General features: G+C 53.8%; 22 protein-coding genes. 18 read left to right on the top strand and 4 right to left on the bottom strand.

Features of this window, described 5'->3' with window-relative positions; all coding sequences use genetic code 11:
• The first annotated feature begins 112 nt into the window (after positions 1–112).
• From INT22_RS05235 to aqpZ, 6 genes are all read left to right on the top strand, one after another.
• On the top strand, positions 113–622 hold the full coding sequence (locus tag INT22_RS05235; protein ID WP_193060015.1) for a sigma-70 family RNA polymerase sigma factor: 510 nt from the start codon (positions 113–115) through the stop codon (positions 620–622).
• Positions 623–631: 9 nt separating this feature from the next.
• The gene (locus tag INT22_RS05230; RefSeq protein WP_193060017.1) at positions 632–1,642 is read left to right on the top strand and encodes a FecR domain-containing protein; all 1,011 of its coding nucleotides are present in this window, start codon (positions 632–634) and stop codon (positions 1,640–1,642) included.
• A 142-nt stretch (positions 1,643–1,784) separates the two neighbouring features.
• The gene (locus tag INT22_RS05225) at positions 1,785–4,235 is read left to right on the top strand and encodes a TonB-dependent siderophore receptor (protein ID WP_193060019.1); all 2,451 of its coding nucleotides are present in this window, start codon (positions 1,785–1,787) and stop codon (positions 4,233–4,235) included.
• Positions 4,236–4,239: 4 nt separating this feature from the next.
• Positions 4,240–5,484 (top strand): MFS transporter, encoded by a 1,245-nt coding sequence (locus tag INT22_RS05220; protein ID WP_193060021.1) that lies wholly within the window; start codon positions 4,240–4,242, stop codon positions 5,482–5,484.
• Positions 5,485–5,486: 2 nt separating this feature from the next.
• Positions 5,487–5,930, top strand: coding sequence for a hypothetical protein (locus INT22_RS05215; protein ID WP_193060023.1), 444 nt, complete (start codon positions 5,487–5,489; stop codon positions 5,928–5,930).
• Between the two features lie 559 nt (positions 5,931–6,489).
• On the top strand, positions 6,490–7,239 hold the full coding sequence (gene aqpZ, locus INT22_RS05210; RefSeq protein ID WP_193067828.1) for an aquaporin Z: 750 nt from the start codon (positions 6,490–6,492) through the stop codon (positions 7,237–7,239).
• On the opposite strand, the gene INT22_RS05205 is transcribed toward aqpZ, so the two are convergent.
• Positions 7,236–7,847 carry a DNA-3-methyladenine glycosylase family protein gene (locus INT22_RS05205; protein ID WP_193067827.1) on the bottom strand — a complete coding sequence of 204 codons (612 nt, stop codon included), beginning with the start codon at positions 7,845–7,847 and terminating at the stop codon, positions 7,236–7,238. The two genes, aqpZ and INT22_RS05205, sit on opposite strands and share 4 nt — an antisense overlap.
• A gap of 200 nt (positions 7,848–8,047) precedes the next feature.
• Between INT22_RS05205 and INT22_RS05200 the strand changes: the two genes are divergently transcribed.
• Positions 8,048–9,247 carry an MFS transporter gene (locus INT22_RS05200; RefSeq protein ID WP_193067826.1) on the top strand — a complete coding sequence of 400 codons (1,200 nt, stop codon included), beginning with the start codon at positions 8,048–8,050 and terminating at the stop codon, positions 9,245–9,247.
• 7 nt (positions 9,248–9,254) lie between these two features.
• Here the strand turns inward: INT22_RS05200 and INT22_RS05195 are convergent, their stop codons facing one another.
• Positions 9,255–9,950: an extensin-like domain-containing protein gene (locus INT22_RS05195; protein ID WP_193067825.1), complete on the bottom strand. Its 696-nt coding sequence runs from the start codon at positions 9,948–9,950 to the stop codon at positions 9,255–9,257.
• A gap of 202 nt (positions 9,951–10,152) precedes the next feature.
• Here INT22_RS05195 and gmk point away from each other — a divergent pair, with 202 nt between their 5' ends.
• The 4 genes from gmk (at position 10,153) to INT22_RS05175 (ending at position 13,839) form a co-directional block, all read left to right on the top strand.
• Positions 10,153–10,785 (top strand): guanylate kinase, encoded by a 633-nt coding sequence (gene gmk, locus INT22_RS05190; protein ID WP_193067824.1) that lies wholly within the window; start codon positions 10,153–10,155, stop codon positions 10,783–10,785.
• An 89-nt stretch (positions 10,786–10,874) separates the two neighbouring features.
• On the top strand, positions 10,875–11,135 hold the full coding sequence (rpoZ, locus tag INT22_RS05185) for a DNA-directed RNA polymerase subunit omega (RefSeq protein WP_083007719.1): 261 nt from the start codon (positions 10,875–10,877) through the stop codon (positions 11,133–11,135).
• A gap of 44 nt (positions 11,136–11,179) precedes the next feature.
• Positions 11,180–13,312, top strand: coding sequence for a RelA/SpoT family protein (locus tag INT22_RS05180; protein WP_193067823.1), 2,133 nt, complete (start codon positions 11,180–11,182; stop codon positions 13,310–13,312).
• Between the two features lie 137 nt (positions 13,313–13,449).
• Positions 13,450–13,839 carry a RidA family protein gene (locus INT22_RS05175; RefSeq protein ID WP_083007717.1) on the top strand — a complete coding sequence of 130 codons (390 nt, stop codon included), beginning with the start codon at positions 13,450–13,452 and terminating at the stop codon, positions 13,837–13,839.
• Between the two features lie 123 nt (positions 13,840–13,962).
• Here the strand turns inward: INT22_RS05175 and INT22_RS05170 are convergent, their stop codons facing one another.
• The gene (locus INT22_RS05170; RefSeq protein ID WP_193059602.1) at positions 13,963–14,838 is read right to left on the bottom strand and encodes an SDR family oxidoreductase; all 876 of its coding nucleotides are present in this window, start codon (positions 14,836–14,838) and stop codon (positions 13,963–13,965) included.
• Between the two features lie 149 nt (positions 14,839–14,987).
• Here INT22_RS05170 and INT22_RS05165 point away from each other — a divergent pair, with 149 nt between their 5' ends.
• The gene (locus INT22_RS05165; protein ID WP_193059601.1) at positions 14,988–15,917 is read left to right on the top strand and encodes a hydrogen peroxide-inducible genes activator; all 930 of its coding nucleotides are present in this window, start codon (positions 14,988–14,990) and stop codon (positions 15,915–15,917) included.
• Complete coding sequence (gene recG, locus INT22_RS05160; RefSeq protein WP_193059600.1) at positions 15,914–17,992, top strand: ATP-dependent DNA helicase RecG; 2,079 nt, start codon at positions 15,914–15,916, stop codon at positions 17,990–17,992. The genes INT22_RS05165 and recG overlap by 4 nt, the downstream gene beginning before the upstream one ends.
• Positions 17,993–18,007: 15 nt before the next feature.
• Here the strand turns inward: recG and yccS are convergent, their stop codons facing one another.
• Complete coding sequence (yccS, locus tag INT22_RS05155) at positions 18,008–20,239, bottom strand: YccS family putative transporter (protein WP_193059599.1); 2,232 nt, start codon at positions 20,237–20,239, stop codon at positions 18,008–18,010.
• 232 nt (positions 20,240–20,471) lie between these two features.
• Here yccS and INT22_RS05150 point away from each other — a divergent pair, with 232 nt between their 5' ends.
• The 5 genes from INT22_RS05150 to INT22_RS20280 form a co-directional block, all read left to right on the top strand.
• The gene (locus INT22_RS05150) at positions 20,472–21,290 is read left to right on the top strand and encodes a DUF3100 domain-containing protein (protein WP_193059598.1); all 819 of its coding nucleotides are present in this window, start codon (positions 20,472–20,474) and stop codon (positions 21,288–21,290) included.
• On the top strand, positions 21,277–21,771 hold the full coding sequence (locus INT22_RS05145) for a hypothetical protein (RefSeq protein ID WP_089040199.1): 495 nt from the start codon (positions 21,277–21,279) through the stop codon (positions 21,769–21,771). Before INT22_RS05150 ends, INT22_RS05145 begins: the two co-directional genes overlap by 14 nt.
• 10 nt (positions 21,772–21,781) lie before the next feature.
• Positions 21,782–22,939 (top strand): M20 aminoacylase family protein, encoded by a 1,158-nt coding sequence (locus INT22_RS05140; RefSeq protein WP_193059597.1) that lies wholly within the window; start codon positions 21,782–21,784, stop codon positions 22,937–22,939.
• Between the two features lie 121 nt (positions 22,940–23,060).
• Positions 23,061–23,981: an NAD(P)-dependent oxidoreductase gene (locus INT22_RS05135; RefSeq protein ID WP_193059596.1), complete on the top strand. Its 921-nt coding sequence runs from the start codon at positions 23,061–23,063 to the stop codon at positions 23,979–23,981.
• The coding region (locus tag INT22_RS20280) for an aldehyde dehydrogenase family protein (protein ID WP_226912424.1) at positions 23,978–24,318 on the top strand (341 nt) is incomplete at its 3' end. The genes INT22_RS05135 and INT22_RS20280, both read left to right, overlap by 4 nt.

Below are 24,318 nucleotides of genomic sequence, written 5' to 3'. Positions count from 1 at the left end.
GGCGGTTCTGGTCTTGGATTCACGCCAGAATTGCTTTTACTTTCACCAACGGACTACAATGCGAGTGATTATTATTTATACTCCATAAAGCCTGCTGCTCAAGGAATACCCTGTGTCCGGCACTGATACCGCCGAGTCCAACGATATCCACCAATTGTACTGCGACCACCATGCTTGGTTGCATAATTGGTTGCGTCATCGTCTTGGCTGTTCGCACCACGCAGCGGATCTGGCCCATGATACCTATTTGCGAATACTGAAATCCCGCCGAACGCCAACCGCCGATCAAGCTCGTTCCCACCTGATACAGATTGCCAAAGGACTCGTGATTGATCGGTATAGGAAACAGCGTATCGAGCAGGCTTATCTGGATGCGCTTGCCCAGTGTCCTGAGGCATTTACGCCCTCCCCAGAAGAAAGTTGGCTGGCCATTGAGGCGTTAGTGAGAATTGATGCGATGCTCAGCGGATTAAAGCCCCTGGTTCGAGAAACGTTCTTGTTGTCGCGCTTTGATGGCCTCACGTACTCGGCGATTGCCGTTCAGCTGGGTATTTCTGTTGCCACCGTCCGCAATTACATGCTTCTTGCGGTGCAGGCCTGTGTGGCCGCTACCCAGGAGTAGAAGCGTCCAATGAGTCACCCAGGCGACACTACCTCTCATGGAAACGACTCCTGTGAGAACATGGAAAAATGCCACAGCAGCGAGTTACAGGCCGCCATGGAGTGGCAAATAATTCTCTGGTCTGGCGAAGTCACGCCTCAGGAACGGCAAGCGTTCACCTCTTGGCTGAATGCCAGCCCCAGTCATCAGCAGGCTTGGCAGCAGCTCCAGCAGATACACGATCCCTTCAGTCATATACCGAGTGACATCGCAGGTAGGGCCTTACGAGCAAGCGGCCCGGATACTCGACGTCGCCAGCTTCTGCTTGGTTTCGTCGTCTTGGTTGGTATTGGCGGCAGTGGCTATGGTATCCAGAGAACCTCTCATTGGCAGGCCGCAACCGCCGATTACACGACCCGGCGCGGCGAGACACGCAGCGTCACGTTGCCGGATGGAACCGCTATCACGCTTAACACAGACAGCGCCGTTGACGTCACCTTTACGGATAGCCAGCGAACACTGCACCTGCGTCAAGGTGAAGTTATGATCGCAACGGCACCGGATCGGGCAACGGTTGCACGCCCCTTCATGGTCTCAACCCGAAGCGGTCAGGTTCGTCCTATCGGCACCCGATTCTCGGTTCGTCAGTATGACGATGCTGCCGGTAGCGTCCTGGTTCAGGTGCTGGAAGGTGCTATTGAGCTCACCTCCCGGTCGAGTTCGGGCATGCGGATTAATGCCGGTCAACAGGCTCGTTTTGACCAACACCAGGTCACCCTACCCACGCCCGCTGATATGGCCAAATCAGCTTGGACACGCGGCTTATTGATTGCTGAACAGCAGAGGTTAGATGATTTTCTCGCCGAGCTGGGGCGCTATCGCGTCGGCGTACTACGTTGTGATCCGGCTGTCGCCAGCCTCGTCGTTTCCGGCGTGTATCCGTTGCGTGACACTGACCAAGTTCTGCAAGCACTAGAACAGGCATTGCCTATTCGCATTCATACGTTGACCCGTTACTGGGTAACGATCTCTGCCTCCTAGCGAGATCGCCTACTTTTTTCCATAAAATAATTTCCATAAGCTGATTTTCATAAACTTTTTTTTCATAACCCTTAGCACTTTTTCATTCTCGTTCGGGATTACTACAGAGGCTTAATATTTCTGTCACCCATGAGGATGAAACATGCCCTCCCGATACGACACATTGCGGCGCAGAGCATTAGCTCAGGCCGTCCTGCTGGCTTGCCTAGGCAGCGTTATCATCGCGCCTGCATCCGCACAACAGGTTGGTAGTGGTTCCCGTGCGGAACTGCTCACAGAGTACAGCACCCCAGGAGGCAGTCTTGATCAAGTGCTGAACCAGTTTGCTTCCACCGCCGGCATACTGCTGGCCATTGATGGTTCTTTGACGGCGGGTCGGACCAGCCGGGGCTTGGTAGGTACCTATAATGTTCGAGAAGGGTTGGAGGCAATTCTTGCTGGAACAGGACTGACTGCCGAGCAGACGGCGCCAGGACAATTCAGGCTGCTTGTTGCCAATGAAGCCACGACCACTCTGGCACCAATTAATATTTATGCTGAGCGCGTAGCGGAATCCGCCCGAGGGCCTGTAGAGGGCTATGTTGCACAACGCAGTGCAACCGCGACCAAGACCGATACTTCAATTTTGGAGACGCCACAGTCAGTGTCGGTCGTCACTCGTGAACAGGCTGAATCCCAAGGTGCCTTGAGTCTTGCGCAGTCGCTGCGCTACTCCTCGGGTATCGCTGCTGAAATACGTGGGTCTGCAACCCGATATGACATCCCCTATATCCGTGGCTTCGGCTCCCCCAGTGACCCGATCCTGTTTCAGGATGGCCTGCGTCTTCCGCGAGGGCCGGGGTATGCAATTCCACAAGTGGAAGCCTATGGCAGCGAACGTATCGAGCTACTAAAGGGCCCCTCATCAACTCTTTACGGAACCGCTATGCCTGGAGGGCTAGTGAATACCGTGTCCAAGCGCCCGACCGAGGAACCCAGGGGAGAAGTTGAATTCCAGGTGGGCAGTAATGACCACTCCCAGGCAGCGCTCGACGTATCCGATGCAGTCAATCAGGATAAAACCTTGCTGTATCGCTTCGTTGCTCTTGGCAAGGTCGCCGACACCCAGGTCGTTAACACGGAGGAAGAGCGTTACTACGTGGCTCCCTCACTAACTTGGCGCATAAGTGATAACACTGACCTGACGGTTCTAGCCAGCTATCAGAAAGATCCTGAAGGTGGTTATTACGGCATTCTGCCAACGGTGGGTTCGCTTTGGGACAGTCCCGCGGGACAGATTCCCAGCGATTTTAATGATGGTGATCCAGCTTTCGCTGAATTCGACCGGGAACAGTACTCTCTGGGTTACGAGTTTGAACACCGGTTTAGTGACGATTGGGCCATCCGCCACAATTTGCGCTATCTGAATGTCGATTCGATTACCCAGGACGTCGCTACACAATCCCTGGCTGCCGACGGCCATACCATCAACCGCTACGCCCTTGCGACGGATGAGTCTGCAACCGGCTTGGCGTCCGATCTGCAGGTTCAAACCAATTTCCTAACGGGCGCGTTGGAGCACACGGCATTGATTGGTTGGGATCACCAATCCCTTGACTCTACGCAAAAACGACAGTTTGGTATGGCTCCCTCCATTGATTATCTAGATCCCCAGTACTCTATCGCCAACTCACTGGTACTTGCCCCCTTTGTCGATCAGCAGCAAAGCATCGATCAAAATGGTATCTACCTTCAGGATCAGATTCGTTTTGATCAGTGGACATTACTGTTGGGCGGCCGCTATGAGCGTGTCCACACCAGAACCGACAACAACTTGGCCAATACTAGCCAGTCCCAAAATGACAGTGAATTCAGTAGCAAGCTGGGCCTACTGTATAGCTTTGATAACGGCCTAGTGGTCTATGGCAGTTATTCGACGTCTTTCCTGCCGGCGAGCGGAACAGACTATCAGGGCAATGCCCTTGAGCCGACCACAGCAGAACAGTACGAGGTGGGGCTTAAGTATCAGCCCACTGGGCTGGACGGCCTGTTCACCCTGGCCTATTTCGATATTACCCAGCAGGATGTGGTGACGACGGTTAATCCGCTCATGCGCTATCAAACTGGGGAAGTCACCTCCAGGGGGGTAGAGCTAGAAGCTAAACTCGAACTGGACACGCAGACCAACCTCATCGGGGCAGTGACTTACACCAATGCAGACATCAGCGAAAGCGTTGGCGTTGATAGAGGCGATGCTCCGGTTGCCATCCCTGACTACACCGCATCCTTGTGGATTGACCACCGTTTCAGCCAACCGCTCTTCAGCGGCCTGACCGTTGGTGCTGGTGCCCGCTACGTGGGTGAGTCAACTGGTGGTTACAGCCCCAACGCTTTTACCGCCGGCGCCCAAAGACTGAGTGTCCCCGATTACACGCTATTAGACGCACTAATACGTTATGACCTGAGTGTTTTAGATCCGCGCTTGGATGGCGTGAACGCACAGCTCAACGTCTCCAACCTGACCGATAAGACTTACGTGACCTGTTTGGGCAACAACTTTTGTAATTATGGCAACGGACGTTCGGTCTACGCCACCTTGAAGTACCAGTGGTAGCCCTATGAAAACAGACCAAACAAGCGGCCTCGACCGATACGAAGCGCTGGGAGAGCCAGTCGCAGCAGCACACCAACCTTGGGTACTGCTTGGGATCAATGCTCTGTATGTAGGCTTTGGTTTGATCATGGGGGTGGTGAATGGGGGCATGCCAGCCATTATGCGGGATCAGGGGCTGAGTATTGCCTCCACCGGTTGGCTGTACTTGCTTTACCTGCCTTTCGGGTTGACCTTCTTGTGGGCTCCTATGATCGACAGGGTTGGCTTGCCGCTGATTTCTCGCCGGCTGGGCTGGATTGTGGCTATGCAGAGTGCCGCGATCCTCCTTTTGATACTTATCGCCCTGTCTGAAGGTATTCCGTGGTGGCAATTGTTTGGTCTGGGCCTGTTAGTGTCGCTGGCCATTGCCACAATGGACTTGGCGCTGGATGCCATGGCGGTTAAGACCATTCTCCCTGCATGGCGCCCGGTCGCCTCTGCTACCAAGCTGGCTGCTCTGTCCCTGGGCGCCATGCTAGGCGGAGGAGGCTTTGTGGGCTTCTTTGATCAGCTAGGCTGGCAGAATGCTTTCCTATTGCTGTCGATGGTCATGGGGTTGCTGCTGTTATTCGCCCTACCGTTGGGCCGTTTTGATGCCGTCTCCAGCCAGCCAGACTCCTCTCATGGTCGGGCCAGCCTGTTGAAGCTGCTGTCTGTGGCTGATTCACGCCGTCGCGTACTGTTGCTGACGCTAACCTGTTGCATCATCTTTCCGCTCGCCGGTCTAAATCGACTGATGCTCATCGACCTTGGGGTCAGTATTCAACAAGTGGGCTGGATCGTCGGCACCCTGGGGCCGCTGACCATGATGGCGACCTCTGCGGTATCTATCCCATTGATGAAACTCGCTGGACTGACTCGCACCATGTCTCTGTTCGCAGCCGTCTCATTGTTGTCGCTGGTTGCCATGGGATATGGCTTTCTTCAGCTAGTACCGACCCTTGCTATGGCTGGTGCTATCGCCATTGGTGCTGGTGTCAGCGGCATCTACGTCACCGTTGCGGCCAAAATTCTGGGCTGGTCAGAAGGGGCACAGCCAGCGACCGACTACGCCGCCTATTACGGCATTAGCCGCTTTGCCAGCACGCTGGTCACTGTAGGGGCTGCCAGCCTGATATCTCTGATTGGCTGGGGACTGTTCTACGCCATCGGTGCGCTGGCCCTGCTGCTAGTCATCAGCGTTTTACGACATCTTTACTCAGAGGAATAACTATGTCCAACATGACTCAGAAATACGTGCCATTCCAGCAATCGGTGCCGGATCGAGACTTATTTGATATTGGTGATTGGCCGACGGCTTTTATCCGTTTCCCAGAGCTGAACGAGGAAAACCGCGTCTCCCGACTTCTGGCTGGACTGGACTGCCTGTTATCCCAGGAAGTGCCTTTCGTAGCGGTGTGGACGCCACCTAGCCATGATCATGATGACGAACCTCACGAGGACGAAAAGACAGCAATCCTCTGGATCAAAAAACATCGCGACCGCCTGAATCACTTCTGCCAAGGATATGTTTACGTTACCCAGGATGAGGCGCTAAGAGCGCTTCTTGAAGAGCGTCTCAAAACTGTCTCAAGAAAACTGTATCAGTTTCCCATGAAGGTGGTGCAGACTCGGCAACAGGCCTCTGAACTGGCGGTAGAGCTACTTGGTACCTAAGCCTTAGGCTCTTCGCCCTGCGTCCGAAACAGGATCTGCCGTTTCACTATCTAGGCTAGGGCTTAGTCAGCTTTGAATGTTTCATCCATAGAGGTAGATAACGCACTCTTTTAGCACCCGTTACTTTTCATCTATAACGGGTGCTTTTGGTGTTTTTAACGTTTTTTTGGAATCTAAAAAGATGGTATTAAAGAAACACTTATTATCAATCTAATTGATTCATGATTTTTTAGCGCATAATGACTAATACGCTAATTGTTTCTTTTTGTTTATTTTAAAGTCGCTGGTGATATTTTGTTGCCCATTTTCAAAGGCTGTTATATAAAAGCTTGTCTTTTCTTTAGGTGCTTGGTTAAGTTGTTTTTACACTAATTTGTTGTAAAATAAATTAACAATATGCCTAGTGTTTAAGAACTAGTTTCTCTCTTTAAGTTAATTAAAAAAATGGCGTGCACTGAGTGCACGCATTACTGCGTACACATCAATAAGCGTCTTTATGGGTGCTTAACTCGCTGGCGCAGTATTCCCAATGATGCTTGGTCATTAGAGGAGTAGGGATATGAAAAAGTACGTAGCGGAGTTAATTGGTACGTTCTGGCTAGTATTGGGCGGTTGTGGCAGCGCGGTGTTAGCAGCGGCTTTTCCAGAAGTCGGCATTGGCCTATTAGGGGTGTCGCTGGCCTTTGGTTTAACGGTTGTTACGATGGCGTATGCGATTGGGCATATTTCGGGGTGCCATTTAAATCCTGCGGTATCGGTAGGGCTTTGGGTGGGAGGGCGCTTTCCTGCTAAAGAGTTGCCTTACTATATTGGTGCGCAAGTACTGGGTGCCATTGTTGCCGGTGGCGTGCTGTATCTGATTGCGAGTGGCCAAGCAGGGTTTGATGTGTCGGCTGGGTTTGCCTCCAATGGCTATGGAGAGCATTCACCCGGCGGTTATAGCATGACGGCGGCGTTACTAACGGAAGTCGTAATGACCATGATGTTTATCTTCATCATTATGGGGGCAACCGATGGCCGCGCACCGGCAGGGTTTGCGCCGTTGGCGATTGGCTTGGGCTTAACGCTGATTCACCTGATCAGCATTCCGGTGACCAATACCTCGGTGAATCCAGCGCGTAGTACGGGCGTTGCTCTATATGTAGGAGATTGGGCGACGGCTCAGCTGTGGCTGTTTTGGGTAGCGCCTATGATCGGCGCGGCGTTAGGGGCGCTAGCGTATCGCTTTATTGCTCAGCCTGAGGCACTCATAGCGCCGCCATCGCCTTCTGATCATGACGATGATCTAACGGGTAAGATCGTTCCCTAAAGCGGCTCTCCACGATAGTAGTGCCATAAAAATAGCGAACCCACGCTACGCCAGGGGGCCCAGTGTTCGACTAACTGGCGAGCCTGTTTAGGCGTGGGTTTGTCTTCCTGCTTTTTTAGACGGCCAAGCGCTACACGTAAGGCAAGGTCGTCGGCGGGAAATATATCCCCGCGTTGGAGCGAAAACATCAGGTAAATTTCGGCGCTCCAACGTCCAAAACCACGTAGTTGAGTGATGGCGGCAATCGCCTCGTCATCGCTCAGCGTGGCCAACCCATCGGCGCTGAATGTGCCTGCAAGCTCTGCCTCCGCCAGCCCTTTGGCATAGGCTACTTTGCGCCAGGAAAGCCCTGCATCACGCAGCGCTTGGTCTTCAACGTCGATAACTGCTTGCGCGTGCAATTCAGGTAGCAATGAAGTGACACGGCCCATAATAGCGCGCGCCGCTTCCGTCGAAATCTGCTGACTAACAATCGTACTAAAAAACGTTGCGAAGCCTTGGTCGCGTTGGCGCGGGGCGGGTGCTCCCACGAGTGGATAAGCACGGGCAATATCGGGGTCTGCTTTAGCCAGTGCCTCCATGGCGCACTCGATAGTCTCTAGTGTCATGAACATTTCACCTGCTTATAAGTTTAAAAACACACTAACAAAACTAGGATAATACCGTTGTAATCCGTAGGAATTGCCTCGTTCGCCCGCTAACTTTTTTGGTGTTGCGTATTTCTACTTTTGTCTAATCCTGCGATCATTTGCAGCTATACAAGACCGTTTTGTTAAGCAGGTGTTGAATGCGCCTGGGGGAGAAAAGTATGCAGGCGTCGTCATCGGGATTGGCACGTAACCCGCGATTGGCAGAAGTCGTGTTGGCGTTAGGCGGGTTTGGTATTGGCACCAGCGAATTCGTCATTATGGGGTTAATGAACCGTGTCGCGGAAGATCTCGCCGTTACGGTGCCACAGGTGGGCTATGCCATCAGTAGCTATGCCCTGGGTGTGGTAGTCGGTGCACCACTGATATCTGCCTTTGCAGCGCGGGTACCTAAGCGTGCGTTGCTCATTGTGCTGATGTTGGTCTTTGCCGTCGGTAATATCGCCAGTGCCATGGCGCCGGGATTCTGGTCATTTGTAGGGCTGCGCTTTATCGCCGGGTTACCCCACGGTGCTTATTTTGGCGTAGCCGCATTGGTGGCCGCGGGTGCAGTGCCAGTTGATCAGCGGGCACGTGCTATTTCACGGGTAATGATGGGCTTGACGTTGGCGATTCTGATTGGCGCGCCGTTAGGCACGTGGACAGGCAATCTGTTTGGTTGGCAAATCGCCTTTGCAGCCGTAGGCATTATTGCCCTGTTGACCGCGCTATTGATTCGTTTGTGGGTACCTGTACAGCCGTTCGATGCTTTGGCAAGCCCGTTACGTGAACTGTCGGCATTGATAAAGCAGCGTGTGCTGGTGACGGTGGCCATTGCCTGTATTGGCTGTGGCGGTATGTTTGCTATTTTTAGTTATGTGATGCCTACGCTTACTCAGCAAGCGGGTATGAGTGAAGCGCTGGGGCCGCTAGTGTTGGTCATCTTTGGTCTTGGCTCTATCGCTGGGAATTTGATCGGTGGTCGTGCAGCGGACAAGAACCTGATGCGCGCGATTCCCGCTACCTTGGTGTGGTGCGCAGTAATTCAGGGATTGTTCTATTTTGCTGCTAATAATGTTTGGACGGGGCTGTTATTTGTCGGATTAGTCGGTTCCAGCATGGCGCTAGCGCCTGCGCTGCAGACCCGTTTAATGGATGTGGCAGAAGATGCCCAGACGATGGCGGCTTCGCTAAACCATGCCGCTTTTAATGGAGCCAATGCGTTAGGAGCGTGGTTAGCGGGACTGGTGATTAGCGCGGGTTTTAGTTGGTCGAGCACGGGGTTAGTCGGTACCGGTTTAGCCCTTTGCGGGCTAGTGATTTTTGCTTGGGGGCGCTGGCTTGAGAAACGCACCTACAATACGGCTGAACGTTATCAGTGAGTGTTTACTAACGACATAGCCGAAAGCCGCGCATGCCTAGGTGAAAGTGGTCAGCATGTGCGGCGTTGTAGTCTGGCCCCAACACGTTACCAAAGGTGTTGCAGGCGCCATCTCTCGCTGCTCTTAGAAATTCCCCGGTTTCGCCTTCGTCATCCCAGTGATTGATCAGCGTAACGCGCTGGCCATTTTCAAACTGAAACCCCACCACATCCAGGGCTTCAGCGGTGGCGTGTTCACTGCGCCTGCCTGTTTCGCGGCCATAGACGTTACGGCAGGCAAAGCTGCCAACGTGATTGACTTGGGCCACACGGCTACCCATGATTTCCAGGGCGGCAGGTTGAAGGGCATGGCGCTCGTACATTACCCAGGCAAGCGCCATTGGGCAGGTGGCGACAAAGCGTTGGTTAAAACGAACGCTGCTAGACTGCATACGCACGATATTCGTCAGTGGGCAGCTAGCGGTTGGGGAATAATCGGCTAAAGGTGTGTAACTAAGCTCGCTTTCTGGCACGGTGTCCAGTGCGGCTAAACAGGCACTCCGGTCATCGTTTAGACGTTTGAGCTTTAGCTGGGTGATGGGCGTTATTGGGTCATCGATATAGAGTGGCGCCCAGGGTGCCCAATGGCGGGGAATCTCAATCAAACCTTTTTGGAACGCTACGCCTAGGGCAATTAAGCATAAAATAACGATCGTACTGCGCATAACGACCTCCTTGTGACTGCGCCGAAACGCTACAGTCCATAGCATAGGTGTGCGATACTGCGCGCTACTTTATTTGCAGAACCTTATTCGCAGTGCTTGATAAACAGTACAACGTATTGCCGTTGTGCTGTTTATCTTCATCAACGATCTTTCGCTGACTATCATTTCGCTATCTATCTTTTGCTAATTAGGGAAGCGCTTCATGTCCCAGGGTACGCTTTTTATTATTTCTGCCCCGTCGGGTGCTGGTAAAACCAGCTTGGTCCGCGAGCTGATCGAGAGCCTGGATGGTATTCAGGTCTCGGTATCACATACCACGCGAGCTAAGCGCGAGGGGGAAGTGGATGGCGTGAACTACCACTTTACTCACGTAGCCGACTTTGAAGCGATGATTGAGCGCGGTGAGTTCTTTGAGTATGCCAAGGTCTTTGATAATTACTACGGTACGTCTCGCTGTGCGGCGCAAGCTGTTCTGGATGCGGGGCAAGACGTTATTTTAGAGATCGACTGGCAGGGCGCTCAGCAGGTACGTGAGCAAATGCCTTCGGCAGTGTCGATTTTTATCTTGCCACCCTCGCGTAGCGAACTAGAGCGGCGTCTTTCTAGCCGTGGAACCGATGAGCACGCAGTGATTGCTCGGCGTATGCGTGATGCCGTTAGCGAAATGTCCCATTTTGATGAATATGACTACTTAGTCATCAACGATGATTTCACCACAGCACTGCAAGAGTTGCAGTCGCTGGTGATCAGTCGCCGCCTAACACGTGAGGCGATGCAGGTGCGTCATGCGCCACTACTCGATGCGCTCTTGTCACAAGCGCCTAGCGTCGAGTAATCTAGCAGGTTCCATTACCACTTTTTTTGCTGGGCCCGCGGCGTTTCACCACAACGCTGGCCCAGCGTTGTCATTACAGGAAGGCCCCCATGGCTCGCGTAACCGTTGAAGATTGTCTGGAAAATGTTGAGAACCGCTTCAAACTGGTGATGATTTCTACCCAGCGCGCGCGCCAGCTTGCCCGTGGCTCCCGTGAAGCGCAACTGCCCTGGGAGAACGATAAACCTACCGTTATGGCACTGCGTGAAATTGCCGCAGGTCTGGTAAACCACACCGTGCTAGATGAACCGGTTGAAGCCCCGGTCCGTACGCGCCCAGCAATGACGCCTACGACACATATCGACGACTAAGGTTTACTAGAGACTGGACTTAGAAGCGACTAGGGGCGCGGTAAATGTTCACCATTGATGACCTGGCCGATCGACTTGGCGGCTATTTACCTCCAGACGAAATACAGCAGGTCAAACGCGCTTTCTATTATGCCGAGCAAGCCCACGACGGCCAGCGCCGTCGCTCAGGTGAGCCTTATGTGACCCACCCGTTAGCGGGCGCTAATATATTGGCTAATATGCACATGGACCATCAAAGCTTGATGGCGGCCATGCTGCACGATGTCATTGAAGATACGGGTGTTTCGAAGAAGGCGCTGTCTGCGCAGTTTGGTAAGCCTGTCGCCGAATTGGTGGATGGTGTTTCCAAGCTGACCCAGATCACCTTTGAAGACAAAGCCGTCGCCCAGGCGGAAAATTTCCAGAAGATGGTGTTAGCGATGTCGCGGGATATCCGCGTCATCATCGTAAAATTGGCTGACCGTCTGCATAACATGCGCACGCTGGGAGCATTGCGCCCAGATAAAAAGCGCCGTATTGCCCGAGAAACGCTGGAAATTTATGCCCGAATCGCGGGACGTTTAGGTATCAATACGATTCGTGTTGAACTTGAAGACCTCTCTTTCCAGGCTATTCACCCAATGCGTTCAGAACGCATCAAGCGCGCGGTGGCCAGCGCGCGGGGGAACCGCCGGAGTGCGATGCGAGAAATTCAGTCATCGCTACAGCAGAGCCTAGACGATGAAGGGCTTAAAGGTACTGTGATTGGCAGGCAGAAACATCTGCTGTCGATTTATAAAAAGATGCGCGACCAGCGTAAGCCGTTCGCGGAAATTATGGATGTCTTCGGATTTCGCATTATTACCGAAGATGTCGCTAGCTGCTATCGCATCTTAGGCGTGGTGCATAATCTCTATAAGCCCGTACCAGGGCGATTTAAAGATTATATCGCTATCCCAAAAGCCAACGGCTACCAAAGTCTTCACACCACGCTGTTTGGTCAGGGCGGGATGCCCATTGAAGTGCAGATCCGCACCCGTGAGATGGAGGCGATGGCTAATAATGGCATCGCTGCCCACTGGCTCTATAAAGCAGGGCAAACAACCCACCCCATTGCCGAAGGCAGCCATGCCCGCGCCCGTGCTTGGGTAAAAGGGCTGCTGGAAATGCAGCGCCATGCAGGGGATTCGCTAGAGTTTATTGAGCACGTCAAAAACGATCTTTTCCCAGACGATATCTACGTCTTTACTCCCAAAGGCGACATCATGGAGCTGCCTCAGGGCGCAACGGTGATCGACTTTGCTTACAGCGTACACACCGATATTGGCAATAACTGCATTGCTTGTCGTATTGATCGCCATTTAGCCCCGCTCTCGACGCGTCTTGAAAGTGGCCAAACGCTGGAAATTATTACTGCTCCTGGTGCACGGCCTAACTTGGCATGGCTCAACTTCGTCACGACAGCAAAAGCGCGTTCCGCGATACGTCATGCATTGAAGCACCAGCAGCAGGCAGAAGCGGTTATCTTAGGGCGACGGCTGTTGAATAAGGCGCTGGCGCCGTTTGAAACCAGTCTGGAAGAACTTAATGAAAGTGTTTTTGCTAAAGCATTGAAAGAGCTGGACGTCGTTTCGCTAGATGCTTTGTTAGAGTCACTTGGCTTGGGCAATCGCATGGCCCATGTGGTGGCACGGCGCTTGGTTGATGTCTCTAATGGCGGCAACTCTGACTACGTTCTCAGTGGGGATAGTGAAAAAGCCGTCGTTATCAGCGGTAGCGAAGGTATGGTGATTAATTTTGCCCGCTGCTGTCATCCGTTGCCGGGCGACCCCGTTGTCGGCCACTTATCCGTTGGCAAGGGGCTGGTGGTGCATCGCAGTGAGTGCAAAAACCTAGGTGATCGCAAAAACGACCCAGAGAAGCTGTTTGCCCTCGAGTGGTCGGACAGTATAGATGAAGACTTCCCGGTCGCGCTGCGCATTGAAATTGAGAGCCGTCGTGGGCTGGTGGCCGAGCTGGCGGGCGTGGTGACCGATGCCGACGCTAATATCGAGCGTATCGGCATTGAAGAGCGCGATGCGCGGCTTTCAATCGTTAACTTAACCTTATCGGTAAAAGGCCGAGTGCATCTTGCGCGCATTATTAAGCGTATTCGCAACCTTCCTAATGTCGGCAAAATAACTAGAATGACCAATTAATCACCCGTTAGTAGGCTGCTGGCGATGGGCTGGCAGCAACTGCTATGGCGGACCATTACAATTACTGTTTAACGCTATCATCCTATCTATCACTTACCTCTAAAAATATATTAAACACGACAGGAGAGTGCTATCTCATGAGCAACAAAGCAGTTATTAATACTGAAAAAGCCCCCGCTGCAATCGGCCCTTACTCTCAAGCGATTAAGGCTGGCAACACAGTGTATCTTTCGGGCCAGATCCCGCTGAACCCAGAGACAATGGAAATTATCTCTGACGACTTTGAAGCACAAGCGCGCCAAGTATTTACCAATCTGCAGGCGGTGTGTGAAGAGGCTGCCGGTACGCTTGGCGATATCGTCAAACTCAACTTATACCTGGTTGATTTGGATAACTTTGCGATCGTGAACAAGGTGATGGAAGAGTTCTTCTCATCGCCTTTCCCTGCCCGTGCAGCGGTCGGCGTCAAAGCGTTACCCAAAGGCAGCCAAGTAGAAGCAGAAGCTGTGATGGTCATTGGTGACTAAGTCTCTGAGCCTAATGCCTTAAGCAACTGTATTCAGCAACTATCTTCACTAAAAACGGGCGAGCACTCTATTATCAAGTGCTCGCTCTTTTTTTGAAGATCGTGCAAAGGAGCATCACAACGATTAGGCTTTTTGTGGTGTTAAGAAGCCGCCCTCTTTTAGCACCTGTGCGTAGCCTTCTTTGTAGGTCGGATAGCGGAATTCATAACCCGTTTCACGGATACGGCTATTATCGCAGCGTTTGCTGGTGCGGCGGCGCAGTGGTGACTGCATGGTCTCGGTAGATTCAACCTTGAGCTGTTTGGCTAACCACGCCATCACGTTATGCAGGGTGACAGGCTCGCAGTCGCTACCTAGGTAAAGGTCGGCGAGTGGCGCGCCTTTTTCCTGACAACGAATTAAGTGCGCCAGAATACCGGTGCAGTCATCACGGTGAATACGGTTGGAGTAGCTGACCGGCGTAACTGCCGCGATGCGGCCTTCTGCGACCTGATGAATCAAACGATCACGCCCAGGGCCGTAAATCCCCGAAAAGCGCACGACCGTGCCGGGAATCGGATGGTTAATCAGCGCTTGTTCAGCATCGCACATCAGTTTGCCAGAAAAACTGGTCGACCCGGTTGGGCTGTCTTCATTTACGACTTCGCCTTCCTGCTGGCCATAGACACTGGTCGACGACACAAAAAAGACGCGTTTCGGTGGCGTTTTATGTTGTTCCAGCACGCCAAGCACACGATTGAGGCCATCCGGATAGGCGCTTTGGTAGGCACTTTCTTCGAAACGGTCAGCGCTGACGGTATAAATAACGTAGTCAGCATGAGGTAGAGCGTCAGCACCTTCGAGATTGTTAAGATCAAGCGCCAATGGCTCAATGCCCGTATCTTTTAATGCCTCGACCTGACGGCGCACGCCGATAACATGATGGCCTTCGCTGAGCAGCTCGCGTCCAAGCGTTATGCCGATATCGCCGCAGCCAATAATCAGTACCGTTAGCTTCACCTTGGTCACTCCTCTTGATTAATATTCCCTATCAGATACAAAGTCCCTATGAGATGTGCCATCTTCAATAGGGTTTGTTTGTCCTTTTCCATCTCGCTATAACGATGACCTGTAACGAGCTGCAACGAGAGGATGCCACTGGCACCACTATGACTTTAACAGAACTACGCTACATCGTAACCCTTGCCCAAGAACGTCACTTTGGTCGTGCCGCCGAACGCTGCCATGTTTCGCAGCCAACGCTCTCAGTGGCGGTAAAAAAGCTTGAGGACGAGCTTGATACACCGTTGTTTGAACGTTCCAAATCAACCGTGCAGGTCACCCCGTTGGGTGAGAAGATCGTTGCTCAAGCCCAGCGCGTGCTGGAACAGAGCCGGCTTATCTACGAAATGGCGAATGCTGGCAAAGACCAGTTGGCTAACCCGCTGCGCATTGGCGCAATTTATACGATTGGCCCCTACTTATTTCCCCATCTAGTGCCAGCACTGGCTAGCGCCGCACCGCAAATGCCGTTGTATATCGAAGAAGGCATGACCGGCTCTCTGCGGGCAAAGTTACGCAGTGGCGAGCTGGATGTGATTATTGTGGCGTTGCCTTTCACCGAGACCGACGTGGTTACCAAGCCGATTTACGATGAGCATTTTGAGGTATTGATGCCTGCCAGCCATCGCTGGGTAAGTCGTGATGCGATTCACAAAGAAGATTTGTTAGAAGAGCGCTTGTTGTTGCTGGGGGAAGGGCACTGCTTCCGTGATCAAATTTTAGAAGCCTGTCCGGCAATTACCCAGAAGCTTAACAGCCCAAATAATACGTTGATTGCAGAGGGGGGATCATTGGAAACCATTCGCCATATGGTGGCATCTAAATTAGGCATTACGGTACTGCCACAGTCGGCGCTGGGCACTGATCAGTATGAAAATGCCATGTTAGTGAGCCGGCCATTTGTTGAGCCTGCGCCTTCGCGCACCGTTGCCATTGCGTGGCGGGCAAGCTTTCCTCGCCCCAAAGCAATTGATGCATTAGCCAAGGCGATTAGCCACTGTCAGCAACCTGTACACACTGCTAGTCCGTCCTCATGAGTGACCTTTCTGCACCGGTTTCGTCGCTGAAAGGGGTTGGTGAGGCGCTTGCGCTAAAGTTGGCGCGATTGGGCATAGACTGCGTAAGCGACCTGTTATTTCACCTGCCGCTGCGCTACCAGGACCGTACACGGCTAACGCCCATTGGCCTGCTGCGCGCAGGGAGTGAGGCGGTGATAGAAGGCGAAGTCACCGCGTGCGATGTTGTTAAGGGGCGTCGGCGTAGTTTGTTAGTCAGAGTGCGTGATGGCAGCGGTATTTTAAGCCTACGTTTTTTTCATTTTTCGCCTGCCCAGCAGCAACAGATGCGCCCCGGTGTTACGGTGCGTGCATTTGGAGAGGCGCGCGCGGGGGCAACAGGGCTGGAAATTTACCATCCTGAGTATCGGCTAAGCGGCGGTAACGATACACCGGTTGAGGAGTATTTCACGCCGATTTACCCGACCACTGAAGGGTTGCATCAGACGCGTTTTCGCGCACTTACCCAGCAAGCGCTGGCGCTACTGCAGCGCTCCCCTGAGCTGTTACCGGACGTCATTCCAGATGCCCTGCGCCAGCGATTCAGCCTGCCTGGGTTGCACGCTAGCCTGCAACTGCTACATCAACCGCCACCGGATGTGGACATTGAGCAGCTTGCCCACGGCCATCATCCCGCCACACGTAGGTTAGCGCTGGAAGAGCTACTGGCCCACCAACTCAGCCTGCGTGAAGTGCGGTTACGTATTCAGGCGGATGGTGCGCCATCGCTGCCCTCGGGCCGCAGCCTGCAAACCCGCTTTTTAGCCCAATTGCCGTTTGCCCTTACCGGTGCGCAGCGCCGCGTGCTGGAAGAGATTACCCTAGACCTTGCGCGGCCCGCCCCGATGCTACGGCTCGTGCAGGGCGACGTCGGCTCAGGAAAGACGGTCGTTGCGGCGATGGCAGCACTCTCGGCGCTGGCGGGCAATTGCCAGGCGGCGATGATGGCCCCCACGGAAATTCTTGCTGAACAGCACTATCGGGCGTTTAAAGCCTGGTTTGAACCGTTGGGTATCGAAGTGGCTTGGTTGGCAGGCAAGCTCAAAGGTAAAGCACGGTTAGATGCCAAAGCCGCTATTGCTGATGGCCGTGCCCGTATGGTGGTGGGCACCCATGCGCTGTTTCAGAGCGACGTACACTTTCAGTGTTTGGGGTTAGCAATTATTGATGAGCAGCACCGCTTTGGTGTTCATCAACGCTTGGCACTGCGCGAGAAAGGCGAAGCAGGTGGGCTAACGCCGCATCAACTGATCATGACCGCGACACCAATTCCTCGTACGCTGGCCATGAGTGCTTACGCTGATTTGGATGTATCGGTAATTGATGAGTTGCCGCCAGGGCGTACGCCGGTTAAAACCGTGGTGGTGTCTGATGAGCGGCGGCCTGAAGTGGTCGAACGCATTCGCAACGCCTGCAGTGATGGGCGCCAGGCCTATTGGGTGTGTACGCTGATTGAAGAGTCTGAGGTGCTGCAGTGTCAGGCCGCCGAAGTCACCCGCGATGAACTAACCCAGGCGCTGCCAGAACTCGCTATTGGTCTGATTCATGGGCGCATGAAGGCCAGCGAAAAAGTCGCGGTGATGGAGGCCTTCAAAACGGGCGAGCTCGACCTGCTGGTGGCCACTACCGTTATTGAAGTGGGCGTAGATGTCCCCAATGCCAGCCTGATGATTATCGAAAACCCGGAACGCCTGGGGCTTTCTCAACTGCACCAACTGCGCGGTCGAGTAGGGCGCGGCAGCACGGAAAGCTTCTGTGTGTTGCTTTACCACCCGCCGCTTTCGAAAAGCTCTCGGGAACGCCTGGGGGTAATGCGCGAAACCACCGACGGTTTCCGTATTGCCGAAAAGGACTTGGAAATTCGTGGCCCCGGCGAAGTGCTCGGCACTCGCCAAACCGGCCTTGCCCAGATGAAAATTGCTGATCTTGAGCGTGATGCCGACCAGCTAGAGCGCGTCACCGCCCTTGCCCAGGGGCTGCAAGGCAATGCCGAAGTTACCGCCGTATTAGTGCGGCGTTGGCTAGGCGAAGCCGCCGGACGCTACGGGCAGGTGTAGGGAGTGATACAACGCTTAAGCGGCGGTGTTCGCTGCTTGGTGACTCTCTACCGGGGTCTCCGTTAAGCGGTTGGCGGCTTCACCAAGTGGCCCTAGCTGCGCGGCAATTAGGCGTAGCTGGCTTTGGATGGGACGGTAAAGGGCAATGGCTTGTTCGTCTCCCTCTGAGCCCTTCTTATCGAAGGAATCTGAGGCATTCTGCTCTAGCTGCGCGAGTAGGTCGTTGACTTGATCAGTTAAGGGCGTGATGGGTTGGCGCTTGTTGAGCTGTTCTGCCAGTTGTTCCAGCAGCTCGCTGATGCGCTTGGCAAGGGGCACCAAAGCGGCGTCGTCCTCATCTTCAGCCAACTGGTGGCGGTGAGCGCCAAGAGCAGATAAGTGGCTTAGTAGCGTGTTAGACAGCACTAGAAAGCGTAGGCCGCTGTCGGCGTCCTGTTTGCGATAGTGCCCCGGCTCGTGGAGCATATTGGTGAGCAGCGTTGACAGTGCTGCATCGGCGTTGTGAGCATTGCGGCGGGCTAACCGGTAAGCCAAATCGTCCTGCTTTCCCTCTTCATACTGGTGAACAATCTCATCTAAATAACGGCGGTGGTTGGTGAGGACTTTTGCGGCCTCCCGATACAGCCGACGCCCTTGCCAGTCCGGCAGAATAAAAAATACCGCTAGCCCAGCAATCAACGAACCCACCAAGGTATCCAATAGCCTAGGTAAGATCAGATTAAAACCGTCGCCGACCTGGTTAAAGCTGCACAGTACCAGCAGTGTGATTGAGGCGGTGGCGATAACGTAGTGACGCTCGCGGTTGGCAAAAAAACACACGCCCGCAGCCACCGCAATCATGCTTTGTATGCTGGCTTGGGGGAACAAACTAATGGATGCCCAACCGGCAATGAGGCCAAGCACTGTGCCGAGGATGCGCTGTGACAGAAAGCGACGCGTGGTGGCAAAGTTAGGGCGACAGACGAACAACGTGGTGAGTAAAATCCAAAACCCCTGTTCAGGGTCAAGCCACTGGAGCAGCCCATAACCCACTAGCAGCGCGGTGGATAAGCGCACCGCATGGCGAAACGTGGGTGAACCCAGCGTCAAATTTAGCTGAACGCGTTTCCACGCTTCTAGCACGCTAGAGGGGGAGCGGTCGTAAAGCGAGCTATCACGACGATCATCGTCGGTGTCTGGGTTGTGAGCACTGGCAATCTGAGCTTCCAGGATAGACAGGTTATCGGCAAGTGCATTGAGCGGATGCATGAGCGGACGCCATTCCGGCTTACCGTGCTCGCTTAGGTTGTCGATAGAAGCGCGTAGATCGGCCAGCGCTTGCTCACTCTGCTCATGGCCAAAGGGACGGTTAAGCAACAACGATTTGGCTAGCTGGCGGCAGGCACGGCCTTGCTGGTCTAAGAGTCGCTGGCAACGAAAGAGCACGTCATGGTGAAAAAACGCTTCGGTGAGCGCGCTATAGGGGTAGTGGGTAGAGCTTGCCCGCTCGTGTATATCCTGGGCGATAAAGTAAATCTGTAAGTAGCGGTTCAACTTGCGGCTGCCTCGCTGCCCCTCTAAGCGGCGGAAAATCATCTCTTTTGCTTGGTTGAGGGCATCGACGACTTTGCCATTTTGCCTAGCTAGCGCCACGCGCCGCGCCTCTAAATCGACCTCGCGGACAGGCTCAAACAACGCAGACTTCAAGATTAAAAACTCACCTAGCGCTTTATATACCCGCGCCATGCTTTGTTTAACTGGCTGGCGCGAAAAAAGGGCGCACCATAGGATTGAGATAACCCCGTACCACGCGGCTCCTGCAAGCAGCAGCAATTGCCGGGAAGCCACGTCTTCATCCACGCCACCGTGCTGTTCAATGTTGATCATTGAGTAGATCGATAGGATTAACGTGCCTGACGCAATGGTCGCGTACCGCTGGCCAATGGCACCCAGCATAATTAACGTGAAGGTAGAAACTGCCAGCCCAACTGCAAACAACCACGGCCAGGGGAAAAGCCACTGAACGACAAACGAGGCCGATGCAAAGCAAGCAAGTGTCACCACCAGCGCCTGTAAGCGCCCCTGCCAACTGTCATCGGTTTCAGAAAGCGCACTCGCAATAATGCCCAAAAACAGCGGAATCACCAGCGCGATGTCACCTGCAAAACCGCTAAACAGCAGTGCCCCGCTGAACGCGATAAACACGCGCAGGCTGTAGGCAAACTTATCTAGGGTCCATAGACGCCGCAAAGGCAATGAAATAGGCATAAAGGCTCTGGTGGGTAAATTTTATACTTTAGTATAACATAGGGTTGGTAGGTGTACGGTGCCATACTCCTCTCTCAACCCCTTCAAGGTTAGGCCATTGTCGCTTTAATTTATTATTGCCCTCTAGTCCAAACTGTTGGAGTGTTCTAAAAAATAGCGCACTAAGGTCCTATGATTGGAACGGCAACCTTTCGATACTCGGAGTGACTCTAAAAAAAACAGGGACACTCCTATGGATCTCAAGTTAATGCTGGATTGGCGTCTTCACCTTACGGTGATAGTGACGTCAATGTTTGCCGAGTGGGTCGGCATCGTGCGTATTCCTCTCGGGCCGGGAACACTACTGTTACTACCGCTGCTCTACGCTTTTGTGATCGGCGTACTGTTTAACCCTCATCTTTTCTCGGCAATGGGCAAGGTGATTCCCAAGCCGGTCAGCAATGCGGCTGGCCCGATTATTCTCATTGCCATCCTGCCGTTTATCGCCAAATTTGGTTCCACCATTGGCCCTGCGATCGAGCAGATTATCGCTGCTGGCCCCGCGCTGATACTCCAAGAGTTAGGCAATCTGGGCACCATGCTGATAGCGCTGCCCTTTGCAGTATTAGTCCTCAAGATGGGCCGTGAAGCGATTGGCGCTACCTACTCTATCGCCCGTGAACCCAATATTGCCATTATTTCAGACCGTTACGGGCTAAGAAGCCCTGAGGGCATCGGGATTATGGGGGTGTACGTTGTGGGCACCATGTTCGGTACGCTCTACTTCGCTTTAATGGCGGGCTATATCGCTTCGCTGGATATTCTTGATATTCGTGCTTTGGCCATGGCCTGCGGGGTGGGCAGTGGCAGTATGGTGGCGGCGTGTTCGGCAGCTTTAGCCGAAGCGGTACCGGCATCTAAGGACGAACTACTCGCCTTTGCCGGGGCAAGCAACCTGCTTACTTACGCTACCGGTCTGTATATCTCACTATTTATCGCGCTACCGATCACCGAGTGGATGTACAAGCGCTTAAAAGGCTCGCGCCAGGAGGTTAGCCATGAAAACTCATGAGAGCCCAATCGATCAGTTCGATGCTGAGGCGTTAAAAGAGCTACGTCCCGAAAATCAGCTGGGTAAAACCGCGTTGGTTCTGGCAGCGGTGTGTGTGGCGGCGTGGTTTAGCAATATCGTCAACGGTTCGCCTTTATTAGACGCGCTGCCCGGCATGTTAATTCTCTATGTCATGGTCATTATCGGCTTGGTGGTTGGGCGGTTTTGTCCTTTTTACCTGCCCAGCGTGGCCTGGGTGTCGCTGATTAGCATTATCGCGACGCTGCCGTTCTTCCCTGGTAATGGTTGGATCATCGCACGGCTGGCTGAAGTGGATTTTCTGGCAGTGGTCACGCCGGTATTGGCCTATGCAGGGCTGGCGCTTACCGGGCGTGAATTCGCCATGTTCAAGCAAACCGGCTGGAAGCTGGTAGTGGTAGCGCTGCTAGTATTTACCGGTACCTTTATTGGCTCTGCCGTTGTCGCCCACGTGATGCTTTAAGGATAAGACGATGACTGCTTCAGTAGACTTACCGGATAGCGCAGAACTAAAAGCGTGGCGTCATGATTTCCATCAGCACCCGGAAACCGCGTTTGAGGAGCATCGCACCAGTGCGCGTATTGCCGAGCTGCTGACTGAGTGGGGCTTTGAAGTAACCACCGGTATTGCTGGCACGGGGGTGGTGGCCGCTCTGGATGGACAACAGGGTGAAGGTAAAACGATCGGCCTACGGGCCGATATTGACGCCCTGGATATTCGCGAAGAGACGGCGCTTGCCTACGCCTCGCAAACACCTGGCAAGATGCACGCCTGCGGCCACGATGGCCACACCACCATGCTGCTGGGCGCCGCCTGGGCGTTAAAGCAGCAGCCTGATTTTAAAGGCCGGGTGGTGTTTATCTTTCAACCTGCTGAAGAGAACGCCGGCGGCGGGCGGGTGATGGTTGAAGAGGGGCTGTTTGAACGCTTTCCCATGGATGCCGTGTACGGCCTGCACAACTGGCCGGGGCTGCCGGTTGGCGTTGCCGCGGTGCACGATACCGACGTTATGGCCGCCTTCGATATCTTTAGCCTGACGCTGACTGGCAAGGGTTGCCATGCGGCGATGCCCCATTTAGGTACTGATACGGTGTTGGCGAGCTGCCAACTGATTAGCCAACTGCAAGGGTTGGTGAGTCGCGAAACGCCGCCTGATAAAGCAGCCGTGCTGAGTATTACCAGTATTAACGCCGGTGATACCTTCAACGTGATTCCCGAGCAGGTGGCGCTTCGCGGCACGCTGCGTTGTTTTGATATGGCACACAAAGAGCATTTGGAAGCGCGCTTTAAGCAAGCGATTACCAACTTAGCTGAGTTTCATGGTTTAACCGTTGAACTGGACTACCAGCGCTGCTATCCCGCCACTATCAATACCCCTGAACATGCTCAGCACTGCGCCTCGGTGCTGGAAAGCTTACTCGGTAGTGGCAACGTGATCCGCAACCCGTCACCCAGCATGGCGTCTGAGGATTTCTCATTCCTGCTTGCCGAGCGCCCAGGTGCCTATATCTGGATGGGCAATGGCGAGGAGTCCGCTTCGTTGCATAACCCGCACTATGACTTCAACGATGCATTGTTGCCACTGGGGGCGCGCTACTGGGTGGAGCTGGTAAGAGCATTACTCGTCTAAATTCCTGACTTAATACACGTTATTCGCTCTCTGATGCCCACTGGGTAGGGGAGCGTCTACCCCAAATATCACCACCGAACATAGCGTCTTGTTACTTAAAAGGCGCTTTGGGAGTTTTACGATGTCATTACAAACTGAGCCCTCGGCAACTGGGTCTTTAACTATTACTGTCATCGGCCTGGGGCAGATGGGCGGTAATATGGCGCTGACGCTTAAAGCCGCCGGGTTTGCGGTAACGGGAAGCGATGTATTTGAGCAAGCACGGTCGCGTCTTGCTGCACAAGGGGTACCCGCGGTGGCTCCCGAAGAGCTACTCGCAAGCGACGTTTACCTGCTGTCGTTGCCTACCTCCGCCCATGTGCGTGAGGTGCTCGAGCAATCGCCTGGCCTGATTAACCTAGCGCCGAAAGGTAGCGTGATTGTTGATACCTCCACCAGTGACCCCGCCGTGACGCGTGAACTGGCAGAAAAAGTTAGCGCAGCGGGTCTTCTATGGTTGGATGCACCGGTTAGCGGAGGCCCGAAAGGCGCTGCTAGTGGCAAGCTAGGGATGCTATTGGGAGGCGATGAACGCACTATCGAACGGGTATTGCCGATGCTGGAAGCGATGTCAGCCAAGCGCACCCATGTGGGCGGCCCGGGCAGCGGCCATGTGGTCAAGCTTGCCAATAATTACCTGTGTGCCGCGCACTTGTTAACCACCGCCGAAGCCGTTGCTATGGCAGCCAAAGCGGGCGTTGACCCCGCCGCCTGCTTGGCGGGACTCAATAGTGGTTCTGGGCGTAGTGCGGTTAGCGAGGTGAACTTCCCCGAGTGGGTGCTGAGTGAGCGCTTTGACTCAGGGTTTACCACCGGTTTGATGCGTAAAGACCTGCGTTTAGCGCGAGATGCCTCTGAGCAACTGAATATACCCTCGCCGCTGTTACAAGCCGTGGTCGATGCCTGGCACGCCAACGCCGATCACCCCGCCGATAGCGATGACTTTAACCATATCACTACGCCGATATTAGCTCGCGCTACTCAAGCGGAGGGTAACGAATGAACACACTTAGCCAACATGCCTGCGACCATCTTGTTGAACTGCTTGAAGGTTTTGGATTAGCCGCTGCCACACCGCTGAGTAACTGGATTGATGGTGATTTAGTGGTAGGAGAGGGTGAAGTGATCACCTTGAGCAATCCGACCACTGGCGAAACGCTGGTGAGTTATCACGATGCGGGAGCCGCGCTGATTGAGCGTGCCACCCAAGCCGCTGAGCGTGGCCAGCGCGAATGGATGGCGTTAACCGCCAGCGAGCGTGGACGGCGCATGAATGCCGCCATCCGTGGCCTGGAGGGCCATGAAGAGGCGCTGGCTCAGCTGGAAAGTGTAGTGGCTGG

This window comes from Halomonas sp. 3D7M, assembly GCF_014897885.1.
Classification (GTDB): Bacteria; Pseudomonadota; Gammaproteobacteria; order Pseudomonadales; family Halomonadaceae; genus Vreelandella.
This window is presented reverse-complemented; position numbering and strand designations above follow the sequence as displayed.